The 17530-nt window shown below is 27.9% G+C and carries 18 protein-coding genes; 12 read left to right on the top strand and 6 right to left on the bottom strand.

Going from position 1 to position 17530, the window contains the following annotated elements; all coding sequences use genetic code 11:
• Window positions 1–285 precede the first annotated feature (285 nt).
• From trxA to B3630_RS06260, 3 genes are all read left to right on the top strand, one after another.
• On the top strand, window positions 286–597 hold the full coding sequence (gene trxA / locus B3630_RS06270; protein WP_035134706.1) for a thioredoxin: 312 nt from the start codon (window positions 286–288) through the stop codon (window positions 595–597).
• Between the two features lie 57 nt (window positions 598–654).
• Window positions 655–1518 (top strand): NAD(P)/FAD-dependent oxidoreductase, encoded by an 864-nt coding sequence (locus B3630_RS06265; protein WP_346896500.1) that lies wholly within the window; start codon window positions 655–657, stop codon window positions 1516–1518.
• Window positions 1519–1668: 150 nt separating this feature from the next.
• The gene (locus B3630_RS06260) at window positions 1669–2100 is read left to right on the top strand and encodes a MarR family transcriptional regulator (protein ID WP_346896498.1); all 432 of its coding nucleotides are present in this window, start codon (window positions 1669–1671) and stop codon (window positions 2098–2100) included.
• A 107-nt stretch (window positions 2101–2207) separates the two neighbouring features.
• Here the strand turns inward: B3630_RS06260 and B3630_RS06255 are convergent, their stop codons facing one another.
• Genes B3630_RS06255 through B3630_RS06240 form a run of 3 tightly spaced genes read right to left on the bottom strand, consistent with a single transcriptional unit; the run spans window position 2208 to window position 3917 of the window.
• Complete coding sequence (locus B3630_RS06255) at window positions 2208–3464, bottom strand: MFS transporter (protein WP_346896496.1); 1257 nt, start codon at window positions 3462–3464, stop codon at window positions 2208–2210.
• A 33-nt stretch (window positions 3465–3497) separates the two neighbouring features.
• Window positions 3498–3746: a hypothetical protein gene (locus tag B3630_RS06250; protein WP_346896494.1), complete on the bottom strand. Its 249-nt coding sequence runs from the start codon at window positions 3744–3746 to the stop codon at window positions 3498–3500.
• 45 nt (window positions 3747–3791) lie between these two features.
• Window positions 3792–3917 carry a hypothetical protein gene (locus B3630_RS06240; protein WP_346896492.1) on the bottom strand — a complete coding sequence of 42 codons (126 nt, stop codon included), beginning with the start codon at window positions 3915–3917 and terminating at the stop codon, window positions 3792–3794.
• A gap of 209 nt (window positions 3918–4126) precedes the next feature.
• Here B3630_RS06240 and B3630_RS06235 point away from each other — a divergent pair, with 209 nt between their 5' ends.
• Complete coding sequence (locus B3630_RS06235; protein WP_346896490.1) at window positions 4127–6142, top strand: penicillin-binding transpeptidase domain-containing protein; 2016 nt, start codon at window positions 4127–4129, stop codon at window positions 6140–6142.
• 167 nt (window positions 6143–6309) lie between these two features.
• Complete coding sequence (locus tag B3630_RS06230; RefSeq protein ID WP_346896488.1) at window positions 6310–7110, top strand: MerR family transcriptional regulator; 801 nt, start codon at window positions 6310–6312, stop codon at window positions 7108–7110.
• A gap of 60 nt (window positions 7111–7170) precedes the next feature.
• On the opposite strand, the gene B3630_RS06225 is transcribed toward B3630_RS06230, so the two are convergent.
• Together B3630_RS06225 and B3630_RS06220 are read right to left on the bottom strand one after the other, a co-directional pair.
• Window positions 7171–8052 (bottom strand): nitroreductase family protein, encoded by an 882-nt coding sequence (locus B3630_RS06225; protein ID WP_346896486.1) that lies wholly within the window; start codon window positions 8050–8052, stop codon window positions 7171–7173.
• A 174-nt stretch (window positions 8053–8226) separates the two neighbouring features.
• Window positions 8227–8448, bottom strand: coding sequence for a thioredoxin family protein (locus B3630_RS06220; protein WP_346896484.1), 222 nt, complete (start codon window positions 8446–8448; stop codon window positions 8227–8229).
• A 569-nt stretch (window positions 8449–9017) separates the two neighbouring features.
• On the opposite strand from B3630_RS06220, the gene B3630_RS06215 reads away from it, so the two are divergent.
• Entirely contained in the window at window positions 9018–10334 is a 1317-nt protein-coding gene (locus B3630_RS06215) for an HAD hydrolase family protein (RefSeq protein ID WP_346896482.1), read from the top strand.
• Window positions 10335–10541: 207 nt separating this feature from the next.
• On the opposite strand, the gene B3630_RS06210 is transcribed toward B3630_RS06215, so the two are convergent.
• Entirely contained in the window at window positions 10542–10724 is a 183-nt protein-coding gene (locus B3630_RS06210) for a hypothetical protein (RefSeq protein WP_346896480.1), read from the bottom strand.
• A 379-nt stretch (window positions 10725–11103) separates the two neighbouring features.
• On the opposite strand from B3630_RS06210, the gene B3630_RS06205 reads away from it, so the two are divergent.
• From B3630_RS06205 to B3630_RS06180, 6 genes are all read left to right on the top strand, one after another.
• A complete protein-coding gene (locus B3630_RS06205) occupies window positions 11104–11823 on the top strand; it encodes an accessory gene regulator B family protein (RefSeq protein WP_346896478.1) in 720 nt (239 codons plus the stop codon).
• Window positions 11824–11864: 41 nt separating this feature from the next.
• A complete protein-coding gene (locus tag B3630_RS06200; protein ID WP_346896476.1) occupies window positions 11865–12599 on the top strand; it encodes a LytTR family DNA-binding domain-containing protein in 735 nt (244 codons plus the stop codon).
• The gene (locus B3630_RS06195) at window positions 12586–13815 is read left to right on the top strand and encodes a sensor histidine kinase (protein ID WP_346896474.1); all 1230 of its coding nucleotides are present in this window, start codon (window positions 12586–12588) and stop codon (window positions 13813–13815) included. The genes B3630_RS06200 and B3630_RS06195 overlap by 14 nt, the downstream gene beginning before the upstream one ends.
• A gap of 239 nt (window positions 13816–14054) precedes the next feature.
• Complete coding sequence (locus B3630_RS06190) at window positions 14055–14858, top strand: hypothetical protein (protein ID WP_346896472.1); 804 nt, start codon at window positions 14055–14057, stop codon at window positions 14856–14858.
• Between the two features lie 13 nt (window positions 14859–14871).
• Complete coding sequence (locus tag B3630_RS06185; RefSeq protein ID WP_346896470.1) at window positions 14872–16005, top strand: ATP-binding protein; 1134 nt, start codon at window positions 14872–14874, stop codon at window positions 16003–16005.
• Window positions 16006–16011: 6 nt separating this feature from the next.
• Complete coding sequence (locus tag B3630_RS06180; protein ID WP_346896468.1) at window positions 16012–17415, top strand: VWA-like domain-containing protein; 1404 nt, start codon at window positions 16012–16014, stop codon at window positions 17413–17415.
• Window positions 17416–17530 lie beyond the last annotated feature (115 nt).

Genomic DNA, 17530 nt, shown 5'->3' with positions numbered 1-17530 from the left:
TGACTTTTTCACTATGTGGTTTTGCAAACATATCTTAATAACTTCATAATAAAAATATCATTATAATAAATAAAACCTATTTAAGTATGAAATAATATAATTAAAGGGTTTACTATTATTAAATTTTAAAACATAAGATTTCATTATGTAATTATATAAAAATATTTTTAAAATGACTTGACATTTAATATATAAACATGTAAATTAGTATTAATAAATTAAATTGAACAAAATTTAATTTATATAAATAATATTTTAGTAAATTGATTTTAGGAGGAATAAAAGATGGCAAAGATAGTTAATTCGGCTGAATTTAATAATGAAATAAAAGATGGTGTAGTAGTAGTAGACTTTTTCGCAACTTGGTGTGGACCTTGTAAAATGTTGGCTCCAATATTTGAAGAATTATCAACTGAAATGGAAGGCAAAGTTAAATTTATAAAAGTTGATGTGGATCAATGCCCAGACATATCAATGCAATATAGTGTAGCATCCATTCCTACAATAATAGTATTTAAAGATGGAAAAAATGTAAATACTACAGTAGGTTTTGTACCAAAAGAAAGAATAAAAGAAATTGTAGAAGCTTATATATAATAAAAATATAGGAGATTACTCCTATATTTTTAATCTGTAAATTTGGAGGATAAAGCTATGAGTGAAAGATATGATATTGCAATAGTTGGTAGTGGACCAGCAGGAATATCAGCAGCTTTAAATGCAAAAATAAGAAATAAAAGTTTTGTCATATTTGGTAATGATGAACTTTCAAATAAATTAGTAAAAGCTAATGAAATTAATAATTATCTAGGTTTCCATGGTAAAAGTGGTAAAGAGATACAACAAGAATTTATCAATCACTTAAGAGCTATGGATATAAAAATAACAGAAGAAAAAATAAATAATATATATGCTATGGGAGATTACTTTGCTTTAATGGTAAATAATAAAACCTATGAAGCAACTTCAGTAATATTAGCTACAGGAATTCAATATGGTAAGCTATTCCCTGGTGAAGAAAAACTTCTAGGTAAGGGTGTTGGATATTGTGCTACCTGTGATGCACCACTTTATAGAAATAAAGTAGTTACAATAATAGCCTATAGTAAAAAAGAAGAGGAAGAGGCAAACTTTATTACTACTTTAGCATCAAAGGTATATTATATTCCTATGTATAAAGAGTTTGTAAATGTTCATTCATCTATAGAAGTAGTAAATGATACACCAGTAGAAATAATTGGTGAAGATAAAGTGGAAAAGCTAGTTTTAAAGAATAAAGAAATTACTACTGATGGTTTATTTATACTAAGAGATAGCATATCACCAGGTCAATTAGTTCCGGGATTAAAAATCGTAGATAATCATGTAGAGGTTGATAGGCTAATGCAAACGAACTTAAAAGGTTGTTTCGCAGCAGGAGATATAGTAGGAAGACCTTATCAATATATAAAGTCTGCAGGAGAAGGAAATGTGGCTGCATTATCAGCGGTTTCCTATGTAGATTCAAAGGAAAAGTAAAATAAGAGATATTTGTATGAATTATTTATAATGTTATTCAAATTATTTGTTGTATTGACATATAAATTTTAAAATTGTAAAATAATCTCAAACAATATGGTTTATTAAGAATTAATTTTAATAAGTCATTCTGTGAAATGGAGAATTTATATGAAGAATTGTGAATGTATTAAACTAGAAAATCAAATATGTTTTTCTCTATATGCAGCATCAAGAGAGGTAATAAAGTTGTATAAATCCATTCTTGATAAGCATAATCTTACTTATACACAATACTTAGCTATGTTAGTGTTATGGGAAGAAGAAAAAATGACAGTTAAGGACATTGGTAAAAGACTACACTTAGACTCAGGTACTTTAACTCCATTATTAAAAAAGATAGAATCTATGGGGCTAATTACAAGACATAGAGACGTAAATGATGATAGAGTAGTCATAATAGAATTAACAGAAGCTGGCTTAAAGCTAAAAAGTGAGATTTTAGATGTGCCAGGAGAAGTATTTTGCAAATTGAATATATCTAATGATGAAGCAAAGGAGCTTAAACGCAATTTAGATAATTTATTACAAAGTTTAGAATAGTGTAGCAAAAGCTTAATAACTATAGTAAATATTCATACAAAGTTAGTTATAGAAAAAACTATGGATAAAAACCTCTTTAGATTTAACTAAAGAGGTTTTTTCATGGGTTAAGCTTGAACTTTAATAGAGTTTAGTGAATACATAAAAACTGAACCTATTCCTACTACTATTGCTACTATTATCCAAGCTTTATTCATTCCTATAGAGTCTATCATAGAACCCATTATGCTTGGTCCTATGGCGTTACCTGTACCATAAATAAGTGGTAAGAATGCATTTACTCTACCCCTATGAGAAGCAGGAGTTAAATTAGCTATAAAGGTTCCAGAATTTGTAGAGATTGCAATTTCCCCAATGGTTATTATTAATATTACAATGAAGAATAATGACAGTTGGGATATAAAACTGCAGGAACCAAAGGCAATGGCATATAGTATTCCTCCACTAGCAATTATACTAAGGGTTTTATATTTCTTTGTTAGAGAGGTAATTATAGGAGTTAATAGAATTACTATAAGACCATTGCAACTAGCTAATATTCCAAAATACCTAGCTCCATTACCAGAACCAAAGATTTGTCCTAATTGAAGTGGAATTGCAAAACCCCATTGAGCATAGGCGAACTGAAAGGTAAGCATAAGTAAAGCATAATATATTAGAATAGGCCTCTTTAAAAACACCCTAAATACAGAACCAGTTTCTTCTTTTTCAAGACTGGATACTTGATTTTCATAATCCGATTCAGAACTATTAGAATTTATTAATTTAGGATGAGTTTCTTTAATAAATAAGGAAATTAATCCAATAGAAATTAATGTAGTTATTGCATCACCAATAAATACTAAAGGAAGATAGCTTTCAAAAAGAAGTCCACCTATAAAGGGGCCAATGGCAAATCCTAGATTAAGTCCCATATAGATTAAAGAAAAAGATGCTTTCCGATTCTCACTTGTAGTAATATCTCCAACCATTGAATCGTAAGCTGGTTGTGCTAATGAAGAGAAGCAAGAAGCTAAAATTATGAAAAAGATTAGGGTAGTAGAGGGTTTTATAAAGCCACAAACTATAAAAAATACAGCAGCAAAACTTTGAAAAAATATAATAACTTTTTTTCTACCAATTGAATCTACTAGTTTACCACCTAATATTATGCAAAGACCTTGAGGAATTGCTGTAAGCGTTAGAATTAAGCCAGCATCCTTTATGGACATTCCAACCTTTTGGGTGATAATTAGGGATAATAAAGGATAAACAAATGCACCTATACAGTTGATCATTTTACCTAAAAAAAGTATGTACACTTCTTTTGGTAAGCCTGTATAGGTACTAAAAATATCATTAAATTTATTTTTATTAATATGCATAAAATCTCCTTTTATATAACATATAAATTAAGTTTATAGTAGTTCTAACTCTACTACTGTATCTTTTTCATCAGGAAGAATTGCACTAGGTAAGTTTATAAAGGCATCAGCTTCAAATTCTTCTGCCATCCATGGAAACTCTACTTTAATTTCAGAACAGTCTTTAAGCAATCTAGCTTTTTTAATTTTGCCCCTTAGATTGTTTAGATTAGTGTGACCGATTCCTCTATCATAAATATGAGCATAAAGTAGCTTTCCACTTTTCACCGATAATATTATCATATAAAAAGTCAAACCACATTATATCAATTTTACCGTAGCCAGTAACTAATTCCTTAACTTGATTATGAAAATACTTAACATAATTATCATTCCAAATCTAGCTTCTTGGAACCATTTAGTTCTTTCTTCACTTTGAAGATAAATTTTGCTTTCATTTTCAATATTTATCATGATTTTATCAATCCTTTCTATTTAAATTATACATTAATATTTTTAAAATTTGTAAAAGCTTCACTTTTATTTTTAAGAAAATTCATTGAATAAAAGTTTATATAAACTTACAATAGAGATAGTAGTTTATTTATTGAATTGAATAGATAAGATTATATTCAAACTGTGAAATATCCAGTAAGAAAATACATTTTATAAGGAGGATAGCAATGAAAAATAATTTAAAGAAACTAAGCTTAATTATTGGAACTATAATTATAGGTATAGCTTTATTTACAGGTTGCTCTAGGAAAGATGAAATAAAAGATGCCTTTAATATTTATAAAAATGCTTGGATTAAGCAAGATTTTAAAAGTATGTATAATATGCTTTCAGTGGAATCAAAAGCATATATAAACGAGGAAGAATTTTTAGAAAGATACACTAATATATATAACGCTATTGTAGCTAGTAATATGGATATTCAAATAGTAGGAGAAAAGGAAAGAGATAAAAAGTCATTAGAAATACCATTTACTATGACCATGGATACAGTAGCAGGAAAGGTAGATATCAAAGATTATAAAGCAACTTTAGTTAAAGAAGAGAATGGATATAAAATAAAGTGGAATGAGAGTTTAATATTCCCTGAAATGGAAAAATCAGATGACAAAGTGAGAGTAGAAGATTATTACTCTAAACGTGGAAGTATATTAGATAGAAATGGAAACTTTTTAGCACAAGATGATATAGTAAAGTCTGTAGGAATTCATCCAAGTAAATTTGAAAATAAAAAGTCAGAAAAAATAACAGCTATGGCAACTATATTAGACATAAGTGAGTCATATATAGAAGAACAGCTAGCAGCTAATACTAATCCAGATTATTTTGTACCAATAGTATCTGTACTTCAATCTGATTCTGAAAAGTTAAATAAGCTTTCCACTATTGAAGGTGTTCAAATAAACAATAAAAACTCTAGAGTTTACACTGGCGGAGAAGCTTTTGGAAATCTAGTAGGATATGTGGGAGCCATTACAGCAGAAGAACTAGAAAATAATAAAGATAAGGGCTATTCACAAACAAGTCTCCTTGGAAAAGCTGGTCTTGAGAAGGTTTATGAAGATATATTAAGGGGTCAAGATGGTGGAGAAATATACATTGAAAAGGGAGAAGAAAAAATAACTTTAGCTAAAACAGAAGCAAAGAATGGTCAGGATATAAAACTATCAATAGACCCAGAGCTTCAAAGTAAGGTATATAGTGAAATGAAAGGTGAGAAGGGAGCATCTACTGCAGTAGACCCTAAAACTGGAGAAGTTTTAGCTATGGTAAGTTCACCTTCCTATGATCCAAATATATTTGTAACATATAAAACAAAATCCTTAAGTGATCAGTGGAAAAAGCTTAATGGTCAGCAGTTTGACAATAGGTTTAATAATGTATACGCACCAGGCTCTACAATGAAGCTAGTTACAGCTGCTATAGGATTGGATGTAGGCGCACTTAATCCAGGAGAAACTATGGATATTAAGGGATTAGATTGGCAAAATAATTCATCATGGGGTGGATATAAGGTTACGAGAGTAAAAGATCCTGGTAAGGCTATAAACTTAAAAGAGGCTACAAAATACTCAGATAATATTTATTTTGCAAGAGTAGCATTGAATATAGGAGCAGATGCCTTCATAAATGGAGCTAAAAACTTTGGGATTGGAGAAGAGATAACTTTTGATTTCCCAATGGAAACTTCTCAAATTAGTAATGATAATACTTTAAGTAAAGAAATACTTCTTGCTGACACAGGATATGGTCAAGGTGAGGTGCTTATGTCACCATTAGATATTGCATTATCATATAGCGCATTAGGAAACAATGGAGATATAATGCAGCCAAGACTTAACATTGGAAAAAATCCGGAAGCAAAAGTTTGGAAAAATGCTATAAAGGCAGAAAAAGTACCAGCTTTAGTAGATGCTTTCTCAGCTGTAATAAATGATGCAGATGGAACAGCTACCACTGCAAAAGTAAATGGATTTAATATAGCTGGTAAAACTGGAACTTCAGAGATAAAGAAAGACCAAAAAGATGAATCGGGTAAAGAAAATGGATGGTTTGTAGCTGTAAACACAGATGATTCTAAAATTGCCATATCTATGATAATAGAAGATGTAAAGGGTAGAGGCGGTAGTGGAATACCAACAGCTATGGTTAAAAATGTTATGGAATACTATTTAAAGAAATAATTATTCTTTATGGTGAAAAGTTATGCGTAAGATTTTTATTACTGAAATCATTTCAGTGTGTAAGGAACTTTTATTTTACAGTAGTGTAAAAACAGGAGACATAATGTGTCTCCTGTTTTATTATAATATTAGACTTAATTTTATTTAATATATGAGGTGAAAATGAAGTGAAATTTAGTATAGGTGAAATGGCTAAACTACATAATATAAACATACAAACTTTAAGATACTACCATAATATTGGATTATTAGTTCCTGTAGAAGTAGATTCTAAGTCAGGTTATCGATATTATGATAGTACATCTAGTCAGAGGTTGTGGAAAATAAAAGCATTACAGTCTACAGGATTATCTCTTAGTGAAATTATGAAGATTTTAAGTGGGGATATATGTGAAACAGAAAATTTGTTTAACAATTTGAAAAATGTAATTGATGAAAACATAGAGAACTTAAAAAAAGTTTCTTATTATGTAGAAGAACAATTAAAAAATATAAATGATTTAAGGGAAGGAAATTATTCTACAGAGCCGAGAATTATGGTATTAGAAAGAAGAGAAGGATATTTAATAGACGTAAATGAGAATAGTACTATAGATAATGTAATAAGGTCTTTAGTAAGTTTTGATAGAAATTTTAGTATTAGTGTAGAAGTTATGTTTAAGCCGTCAAGGTTAATAAATATTAATGATAAAGGAGAAACTCATCTTAAAAGTTATCTGGCTCTTAGCAAAGAAGAAAATCTAAATGATTCTAAGAATAAATACACATTAAAAGAAGGGGTCTATGGAGTCATTGACCATATAGGTAGTCGGGACAGTTTAAAAGAAAGTTATGATAGCCTATTAAAATATATAAAATCTTCAAAGATGGAATTACAAGGAATCGGTATAGAAGAGTTGATTATAGGTCCAAACATATCTGATAATAATGAAGAATGGGTGAGACAGATTCAGCTATTATTGAAATAGTAATTATCGTAAAATATTTAAAGGATATAATTGGTACATTATATCCTTTAATTTTAACATCTATTTGTCACCAGTAGGAAAGTCCTCTCCCATAATCCATGTAAATCCATATGCCTTAAGGGCTTCTATAAAATTCTTATTTCCTATACAAGACCAATTTGCTTTATAGTGAAGACCAAAATATCTTTGCGCCATATTAATATAACCTTGCTGTTCTATAGATGTAATAATTTTATTACTGTAATCTTTGCCACCTATATCTAAAGTCACTTCTTTCATTGATTCCATATTAGTTGGACTAAGGGGGAATTTTTTAGAATTGTATTTTTCATTTTGCAGCTTTACTAAAGTATCTATAGTTAAGTCTTTATAGCTTTCCTCATGAACTATGGCTTCTATGCCTAACTTTGGAGCAGGAATTAAAGGTTGATTTGGATATCCAATACTTAAAAGAACTACAGGGAATACGCCTTCTGGAATATTAAATATAGATTTTAATTCCATAAAACAACTTTCTACTGTACCTATATATACAGAACCTAAACCTACAGAATCAGCAGCAGTACAAATATTTTGAGCACATATTATTGTATCTTGAAGAGCAATCCAAAAATGCCTATAACTCTTGGTAGCTACAAAAGGAGCATCAGAGGCTTCACACCAACGTTGAATTCTTCTCCAGTCAATACAGAATAGAAGATTAACAGGTGCATTTTTAACTAGTGATTGCATATCGCATTCATTAACTAAACGTTCCTTAGTCTTATCATCAGTTATCTTTATTATAGAGTAAGGTTGAAGATTTCCTCCAGTAGCAGCATGTAAGCCGCAAGATATAATCTCATTTAGTAGTTCATCAGGAATTTTCTTATCTAGAAAGCTTCGGCAACTTGCACGTTCACATAATAATTTGATAGTATCATTTAAATATTCCTTATTCATAAAATCATCTCCTAAATTTAATATTTTATATTTCAAAGGTTAAACCCTATAGGGGCTATAGAGTCAAGGAAGTTTATACAAATATAAAATAATTTTAATAATTATCTTAAGTTAATATATAAAAATTACCTTTTAGTTATTATAAAAATTACTAAAAGGTTGAAAAGGATATTATTAAAATATTAAACTATAATATCTATTTATATTTTTATCTAACTCATTTATGACAATGAACCTAGATTTTCTTAGGGTTTCTTTTCCTTGAGTAAAAAGTAAAATTGTAGGGGCTATAAAAACTGAAAATTCTGCACACAAGGAAGGAAATTCATCAATACTAATTTTTATAGATTTAACCTTAGGATAATTAGAAAGCAAGTCATCTACTTTACAAAGCAAGTCATCATTTCCTCAAAAACATTTCCCAGTAAAGAAGCATAAAAGTAAATCAGAAGTATCAATTAGTTTTAAAAGATCTTCTTTAGAATTTAAGCTATTCATTTATGAACCTCCTATTAAGTTTATATATTTATATTATCTAATAAGATATAACTTTATTCATTATAAAAGTCAAATCAAAACTTAGATAAATACGTCATTTAAACAGCTTATTAATAAGTAGAAAGACACCAATTCCTAGGCAAAGAAATATAATCATAATAATTATAGGTATGAGTTTAAAAAATTCAAGCATGAGTTTCTCCCCCTTAAAATCCTATATTTATAGTTATACTTATTATATAAAGGTAATAACAACAAATTCCATATAATTGGAATAATTATATATGGAAAATATGCTGAATGTCAATATGAATTATTTATGTAAACTTCAGAATAACTAAAGTTCATTGGATTTTAAAGAATATTTGAATATTTATATGTAAAATTAGAATACGTTTAAATATAAAAAGTTATAAATACTCATGGTATAATGTATTATAAATTATAAGTTAAAGAAGGGGATTTTAATGCCAAGGATAGGAATGAGGATTATAAAATCAGCAGTGGCAGTCTTTATATGCTTTTTAATATATTTAGTAAGAGGCACAGGAATGCCATTCTATTCAGCAATAGCGGCAATTTTATGCATGCAACAAGGTGTGGAGAGTACTAAGCAGGTTGGTTTAAATCGTACCATTGGGACTTTAATTGGAGGTATCTTTGGAGTGATAGTGTTATTATTAGAAAGAAGATTTATACCTGAATATATGCCACAACTAAGATATCTATTAACATCTATAGCTATCATACCTTTAATATATACTACTATATTACTTGAAAGACAAACAGCATCCTATATTAGTTGTGTAGTATTTTTAAGTGTCGCTATAAATCATGGAGATGATGTAGTTCCTTATGCATTTACTATTAATAGAATTATAGACACTTTAATTGGGATTTTTGTAGCTTTAGGGGTTAATGCTATGAGGTTACCTAAGAAGAGGAATACTAAAATTTTGTTTGTAAGCACACTAACGAATACTTTAATGGATTCTAAAAATCAAGTTAGTGCCTATACTAAAGTAAAACTAAAGGAAATGATAGAAGAAGGAGCACTAGTGACATTAGTAACAGATAAAACTCCAGAAACTGTAGCACCTATAGTTAGTAGTATGGATATTAAATTACCAGTAATTACAATGAATGGAGCAGCAATATATGATTTTAATGAGAAAAGCTATGTTTACCATGAAGGAATAAATAATGAAATAGCTGAAAGAATTTTAAATATATGTGATGAGTTATCTATAAACACCTTTACTCATACTATAATTAATGATGTGATGCACATTTATTATGGTAATTTTACCAATGAAGAAGAAAAGAGATTTTATAATTTAGAGAAAGTACTTCCACTAAAAAATTATATATATAGTAAACTACCACAAGAGCTAGATGTAGTTTGCATCATGGTTATTAACAAGATAGATAAAATAGAAATACTACATAATAAGCTTAAAGGATGTAGCGATTATGAAAATATCAAGGTTATCTATGAAAGATATAATGAAGATTACTATATTTTAAAAGTATATAGTGGTAAAACATCTAGAGGAAGCGCTTTGATTAAGTTAAGAGAGATGATTAAAAGTGACAAAGTAGTTGTATTTGCTGGTGTAGAACAGGATAGTTCTATGCTTAAAGTAGCGGATGAAGGATATATAGTAGAAAATGCATCTATTAAAGTTAAAGAAAATAATTCACAAATCATAGGAGATAGTGAAAGTGATTCTGTAGTAAAGACTATTAAAAAAATATTTTATTCAAAAGTAATTAATTATTAAACTAATATATTAAATTTAAAGCTTCATTATTTTTATTTATCAACAAAAATAAAACACAGTAAAGTACTAAAAGATTAGATACTTTACCGTGTTTTACTTTTTATATAGGGGACATTGACTTTACACTCTATAGTCACAATTACAATTAAATTGATTAATTACATATATTAAGTTAAATTATTGAATACAATTTATTATAATAATAATCTAATCATTACTATGAATTTTACGTAAGTTACATATAAGGAGTAGTAATACACAAATACCTAAAAATGTAACAGTAGTAGGGTCAGATGTCTTTATCAATCTAGGCACTGAAAATAAGAAAATCAATATAGCTATAATAGAAGCTATCAAATCTAATTTTAAATCTTTTCTGATAGATTTCATCAGAAGCACCTCACAATAAAAGATTCTAAATATAAATATAAGTTTAGTATAAAGTGAATATAGAGGTGCTTTATGTATATTAATGAAAGGAATTTAAGATTATTATTTCTATTAATATTTTACTGGTGTTGTAATTAAACCACCTCTATATAAGTGTGTTATTCATATATGATTATAGCTTAAAATAATCTTGTAGTGTGGTTTTTGGAACGAAAGGTCAAATATCGAACATGTAAGTTAAGAATTAATGTAAAATAAAGTTTAAGTGTGAAAAATAAGGAATTTTAGGTATGGAATAAGTAATTTCATGAAAATTCAAAATAAATCATATGGAAATGGTGTATAATTTTGTTAAAACTTGAAATTAAGAAGGGATTTTATGATTAGTATTTTAGTAAAAAAAATTGTAAATTTTATTGCCACAGAATCTAATATAGAAGATATATATTATCTTGATAGAATTAGATATGGGGTAGAGATTTTTATAAGTGAAGGGATTAAATTCTTTATAATACTTTTAATATCTATTATACTTAAAAGATTACCTGAATTTTTCATAATTACAGTATTAATTTTAGGTGTTAGAACTAAACTTGGAGGTGGGCATTGTAAAAGCTTTGCAAGATGCTTTATAAAGACTACAGGAATATATTTAAGTATGTATTTTTTATCTTCTATAATAATAATACCAAGATTCATAAGAGTTTTAATATTAGTATCTGTTGTAGCTACAATTTTTACTGCTAAATATAGAACTAAGATTAAAGTAATAGAAGCTCCTAAGGTAATTTTAAAATTAAAATTAAAGACAAGCTTCATATATTTATTTACATATACTTTAGTAAGAGTAATAAATGATTCTGTGTACATAAATCTTGTATTATTATTTGGAACATATATGATTTATGAATATTATATGAATAACAGGGGGAAATCTGTAATGAAAAATTTAATGAAAAAATTCGACTTAAGAAAACTTATGAGTGGTGTATTAACTAGTGCTAGTATAGGAGTAGGAGAAGCAGCTTTGAAATCTCCTTCTATATTCTTTTGGGGAGAAGTAGAATTACCATTAGAATTAAGAGAAAAAATTAAGTAATAATTATCTAAAATGTGCTATAATTGTTAGGGGTGATGAAGATGCAATTATTGTTAATAGAAGATGATATTATTCAAAGTGATAATTTATCTAACCTAATTAAAGAAAGCTATAATAATGTGGAGCTCCTAACGACACATTCATTTAAAGAGTCATTAAAAGTCATTAGTGAAAAAAATGTTGACTTATTCTTTATTGACATCAACTTACCAGATGGATCTGGGATAGATATAGCTAAAAAAATTAGAGCTATGGAAGGTTATGAATTAAAAGGAATAGTATTTATAACAAGTCAAGGCTATCAGATGGTAGATGCATTTAAAAATATACACTGCTATGATTTTTTAATAAAGCCTTATAGTAAAAAAGATATTAAAAGAATCATAGATGTGTTTATGAAAGAAAATGTTAAGAAAAATGACAATCGAAAGTATAGTATGATAACTATAGAAAATAAAATAACCTATAAACTATATCATGATGATATAGTTTTTGCTGAGTATATACCAAGGAAGTGCAAAATTGTAACAGTTAAGAATGGAGTAATTTATGCAAAATTATCTCTAGGGAAGCTTTTAAGTATGATTGAATCAAATAGTATAGTACAATGCCATAAATCATTTATTGTAAACACTAAATATATAAAAAGAATAGACAAGATGTATACTAAATTATGGAAAGTTCATTTTGTTAACATTAGTGATATTATTGATTTATCTATAAGTTACTGTGAAAAAGTGTTTGAAATTTTAGGGTATGAAAATGAGTATAAATAATTTTTTAGAGTTGTTTACATTAGGTATGATTTGCAATATTTTATTTGATAAAATTAATATTAAAAATGTTATAATTTCTATCATATTAGCATATGTTTTTGGTATTGTTATAAAAATACCAGTAGTTACTTTAGGAGCTTTAACTATAATATATGCATTAATAAATAAATTTTTACATAATGACACTTTTTATAAATCTCTAATAAAGATAACTATATCATTATTAGTTTTAATGATAGCAGAAAGTATTGTTGGAATTATAGTAGGTATATTAGATATAAATACAGAAAGTATAAATTTAACCCTAACATTAGTGGGTGTATTTACAATTACCTTAGGTACTATATATTATTTTACTAAATATATTAAGTTGAATATTTCAACTATACCTAAAATAAGTACTAAAATTATCATAACAGGAATAGTGAATTTATTTCTAATATTAACTATATTAATATTTATAAATGATAGTCATTTTATAGGCAGTGGATTAAGAATTGGATTATTTTCAGCATTGTTAGTATTTATTATAATAACTATGATTTTATGTAGAGATATATATAAAATTATGAAGGAGAATGAGATATTAGAAATTCAAAATAAATATAATTTGATTTTAAATGAGTATATTGAGAAGTTAAGGGCAAGTGAACATGAATATAAAAATCATTTAAATGTGATATACTCTACCCTTCAGGTGGGAAATTATAATGAAGTTAATAAAGTCATAAAGAAGTATATAGAAGATATAACTTATAAAGACACTTTAACAAAGCTAATGACTATAGATAATATAATTTTAAGAGCTCTTATTTATAGTAAAATTTGTGAAGCAGAAAAAGCCGGTGTAGATATAAAGTGTAACATTAAAAATAGCTTGAATAATATAAAGATTAGTCAATCAGATATGGTAATTATATTAACTAATTTATTAAATAACGCTATAGAAGCAGCTAAGGAAAGTTCAAATAAATTAGTTGATATATATATAGATGAAGATTATTCAACTAACGGTAGATATGTTATCACCATAAAAAACACTGTAAAAGATATGAATAAAATAAATATATCATCAATGTTTAAAGAAGGATATTCAACGAAGGGTTCTAGTAGAGGTTATGGACTACATAATGTGCAAAAAATAGTGAGTGGTAATAAAGGCAATATTTTAATAGAAACAGATGACGATATGCTTTCTGTTGAAATACATATTTAAAAACTTAAAAAATGGATATCAATAAATTTTGATATCCATTTTTTTCGAAAATAATCATATATAGCTTGAAGAAATTATAATAAAAATATTCAAAAAAGTGCTTTTAAATATACTATAAAATGATATAATTAAATGGATAATTATTATTACTTAATAAAGTTATTGTTTAGTAAAGGGTATGTAGTTATAAGATTTTTTACAAATCTTATATGCGCTATGAACCTAGGAGGAATATGGTTATGGATTATAATAGAGCTATAGAAATGGTAAAGAGGAATCCAATTATTATAAAAACTATAAAGAACCCAACAGAAGAAATGAAGCTTTTGGCTGTAGAGAAGGATGGAATGTCTCTACAGTACATAAAAAATCCAACAGAGGAAATGAATATAAAAGCATTGAGGAGTAATATAAATGCTATTGAATTTATAGATGAGCCTACCTTAGAAATGAAAGAGTATGCAGTAAAAGAAAGCTGGAATACTTTAAAATATATAGATACTCCTAGTGAAGAGCTAGTAAAGCTAGGGATTGAACAAAAGGGATGGGCTATTCAGTATATAAAGAATCCTAGCTGTGATCTTCAGAGATTGGCTATTGAGAAAAACTATGATTCCATTAAGTATATAGAAAATCCTTGTGAAGAGGTGCAGCTAGTAGCTGTAAATATTAGCTATGATGCCCTAAGGTATATTAACAATCCTAGTGAAAAAGCTGAGATATCTGCCATTAGAAATAATGAAGCTGCTATCAAGTTTGTTCATAATCTAAATAAAGAAAAGATGATAAAATTTTTGAAAGAAAATATACTAGTAATTAAATATCTTATAAAAGACATATCTATAGAAGAGCTTGAAGGAGTATTAAAAGAAAGATTATCTAGTGAAGATATAGAAGAGAGCTATATAAGAAATTTTATCAATTGTGAAAGTATAAATAAAAAGTATAATAATATTTCTATGGATAAGATTATATTTATTCATAAGTATGGAAGTAGTAGAGCAAAAAGAGTTGCTATAGATGAAAAGCTAAAGATTATGTAGGAGGATAATACAAATGAACTTTAATGATACATTAAAAAGTGTAGAGCTTGTAATAGAAACTAATGAAGTACCTCTTATTGTAGGAGAGAGTGGAATAGGCAAGACTGCTCTTGCAAAGACTTTGGCGAGACAAAGAGAATGGAGTTTAGTTGTTATAGATGGAAACCTTTTAAAGGAGGGTGAAATAGGTGGACTCCCTACAGTGGAAGAATATACTATTAAAGATGAACATGGAATAGTTGTAAGTAAAAGGGCAACCATTTATGCTATTCATACAAAGCTTAGAGAAATAGATAATCTTATTTTAGATGGTAAAGAGGTACTTTTGTTTATAGATGAAATAAATAGGTGTGATCATAGTGTACAACAAGAGCTTATGAATTTGATATTAAATAGAGAGATAAATGGATATAAGCTTCATGATAAAGTAAAGATATTAGCTGCAATGAATCCATCCAGTAAATACGGTTCAGACTTTGATTATCAAGTAGTAGATATGGATGCGGCCCAAGAAAATCGCTTTGTTTGGCTTAACATGGAAAGTGATGCAAAGGGTTGGATTAAATGGGCTTCAGAAAATAAAATTGATAGAAAAGTAATAGAATTCATATCTACTTTTCCAGAGCATCTACACAATATTAATGAAGAAGATATAAGGGCTACACCGCGAAGCTTTGAAAGAGTGTCTAAAAGTTATAAGTTATATAAAGAAAATAAAGACAGTATACCAAGAAGAGTATTTTTAAATGTTTTAAGAGGTAATCTTGGAAGGGTTATCGCAGAGCAGCTTATGGATTTTATAGAATCGGATAATACTGCTTTAATTTCTCCAGAAGAAATATTTGAAGAAGACGTTTTATCAGAGCAGGTTAAAATTAGAATATCCAATGAGAGCCACACTAGATTATATTTAACAGGTAGTAATATGATAAATTATATTAGCAACAAAGTTGAAGAGCTAGAAGGAGCAGGTATAAATAAAGTTATAGATAGATTTGTAGAGTTCCTTAGCTTTTATCCAGTAGATTTAATGATTGGAATTATGCAGGATATGCGAGAAAGACAAAAGAAAATATATGATTTCATATTAGAAAATGAAGACTTTGTAGAGAATTACTTTGCCGCTTATACTGAAATAAAAGGGTAGATAGCCATGAGTAAGAATTTTGAAGAATTAAGGGTTAAGCTTTACAATAGGATAGCTAATATAGTTAATAGTGGAGAGATGTTTAAAGCTAGAAGAGATGGCGAAAAATTTATAGTAGATATGCCAGAAGAGTTAGAGGTAGAGTTTTATAGACTAATAGATAGAGTAAATCTAGCCATTATGGAGGATAAGGAAAATTTCTATGGATACTTTTTATTTCAGGTAAAAAGAGAAATAAGATATGATATAGCTACACCTACAGCTATAAGTTTTAAGAGAGCTAAATATATAATTTATTTTAATCCTCTTATGTTTTTACAACTTAATTTGAGTCAGATGCAAGGGACTATAAAACATGAAATACATCATATTTTAGCATTGCATCTAGTAAGAGCAAAGGAATTAAGAAAAAAATACAGTACCTTAGCTGTTAATATGGCTATGGACATAGTTTCAAATCAATATATTGATTTCTTACCTGCCTATGCAACTACCTTAGAGTGGGTAAATACAAAATATAATTTGAAGTTAGAACCATATAATTCTATGGAGTACTATGTGAGAGAAATACAAGGAGAATTAGATTTGTTAGAAGAGGACGAAGAAGGAGAAGAGGATGATTCTAAAGGCGATACTAAGGATGAATATGATCCTAAAAAGACTCATGATACCTGGAATGAATCTGATGATATAGATGATAAAACTCTGAAATCCTTTACGGAGAAATTTGCAGAGCTTTCTAGTAAAGGAAAGCTTCCAATAGAGATAGAAGCTATGCTAAAAACTTTAAAGGGAAGTGAAAATGAAATCCCATGGAATATTTATTTGAAAAAAATAATGGGAAGCTTAGAGAGTAGTAAGAAGAAAACTATAACAAGAAGAAGTCGAAGACAACCAAATAGATTAGATTTAAAAGGGGAGTTAAGAGGTCATAGGGCTAAAGTTGCTGTAGCCATTGATATAAGTGGAAGTATAAGTGATGCTGAGTTTATGCAAGCTATGAAAGAAGTACTTTCAATAGTAAAAAATTATAATAGTGAAGTAACTATAATAGAGTGTGATAGCAATATTAGAAGAGCATATAGGGTTAAGTCTGTAAAGGATATAAGAGAAAGGGTTACTAAAGGGGGAGGAACACAGTTTACTCCTGTATTTGAATATATAAATAACACTGATACTAACTTACTTATATATTTTACCGATGGTAAAGGTGAAGATAAATTAAAGGTTACTCCAAAAGGTTATAGAACTTTATGGATAATATCAGGCAGAGGATATAAATTATCTTTAAATGAGCCTTATGGAGTAGTAAAGAGGCTCAAGGCTATAGAAGATAAGGATGAGTTTATAGATATACATGACGTAAGAAATGATGGTTGGTCCATGAATAGTGTTGAACCTACAATATAAAGTATTAAAAATTATATAGTTTTACCAATGAGGCTTTTACAAAATGGATAATTCTATTTTTCAAAGCCTCATTTTCTTATAGTTAGGTAATAAGTCTTTAATAAATTCTAACGCT

It is taken from the genome of Clostridium sp. UBA7503 (assembly GCF_002477055.1).
GTDB lineage: Bacteria > Bacillota > Clostridia > Clostridiales > Clostridiaceae > Clostridium_J > Clostridium_J sulfidigenes.
The sequence above is the reverse complement of the archived record's forward strand: the minus strand, read 5'-3'. Positions and strand labels throughout refer to the sequence as shown.

What these genes read in the sequence shown, in the direction of transcription:
- B3630_RS06180 (WP_346896468.1), top strand. Translation starts at nt 16,012, where the DNA reads ATGAGTAAGAATTTTGAAGAATTAAGGGTTAAGCTTTACAATAGGATA.
- B3630_RS06255 (WP_346896496.1), bottom strand. Translation starts at nt 3,464, where the DNA reads ATGCATATTAATAAAAATAAATTTAATGATATTTTTAGTACCTATACA.
- B3630_RS06185 (WP_346896470.1), top strand. Translation starts at nt 14,872, where the DNA reads ATGAACTTTAATGATACATTAAAAAGTGTAGAGCTTGTAATAGAAACT.
- B3630_RS06200 (WP_346896476.1), top strand. Translation starts at nt 11,865, where the DNA reads ATGCAATTATTGTTAATAGAAGATGATATTATTCAAAGTGATAATTTA.
- B3630_RS06190 (WP_346896472.1), top strand. Translation starts at nt 14,055, where the DNA reads ATGGATTATAATAGAGCTATAGAAATGGTAAAGAGGAATCCAATTATT.
- B3630_RS06205 (WP_346896478.1), top strand. Translation starts at nt 11,104, where the DNA reads ATGATTAGTATTTTAGTAAAAAAAATTGTAAATTTTATTGCCACAGAA.
- B3630_RS06260 (WP_346896498.1), top strand. Translation starts at nt 1,669, where the DNA reads ATGAAGAATTGTGAATGTATTAAACTAGAAAATCAAATATGTTTTTCT.
- B3630_RS06250 (WP_346896494.1), bottom strand. Translation starts at nt 3,746, where the DNA reads ATGATAATATTATCGGTGAAAAGTGGAAAGCTACTTTATGCTCATATT.
- B3630_RS06215 (WP_346896482.1), top strand. Translation starts at nt 9,018, where the DNA reads ATGCCAAGGATAGGAATGAGGATTATAAAATCAGCAGTGGCAGTCTTT.
- B3630_RS06265 (WP_346896500.1), top strand. Translation starts at nt 655, where the DNA reads ATGAGTGAAAGATATGATATTGCAATAGTTGGTAGTGGACCAGCAGGA.
- B3630_RS06210 (WP_346896480.1), bottom strand. Translation starts at nt 10,724, where the DNA reads ATGAAATCTATCAGAAAAGATTTAAAATTAGATTTGATAGCTTCTATT.
- B3630_RS06195 (WP_346896474.1), top strand. Translation starts at nt 12,586, where the DNA reads ATGAGTATAAATAATTTTTTAGAGTTGTTTACATTAGGTATGATTTGC.
- trxA (WP_035134706.1), top strand. Translation starts at nt 286, where the DNA reads ATGGCAAAGATAGTTAATTCGGCTGAATTTAATAATGAAATAAAAGAT.
- B3630_RS06240 (WP_346896492.1), bottom strand. Translation starts at nt 3,917, where the DNA reads ATGATAAATATTGAAAATGAAAGCAAAATTTATCTTCAAAGTGAAGAA.
- B3630_RS06235 (WP_346896490.1), top strand. Translation starts at nt 4,127, where the DNA reads ATGAAAAATAATTTAAAGAAACTAAGCTTAATTATTGGAACTATAATT.
- B3630_RS06225 (WP_346896486.1), bottom strand. Translation starts at nt 8,052, where the DNA reads ATGAATAAGGAATATTTAAATGATACTATCAAATTATTATGTGAACGT.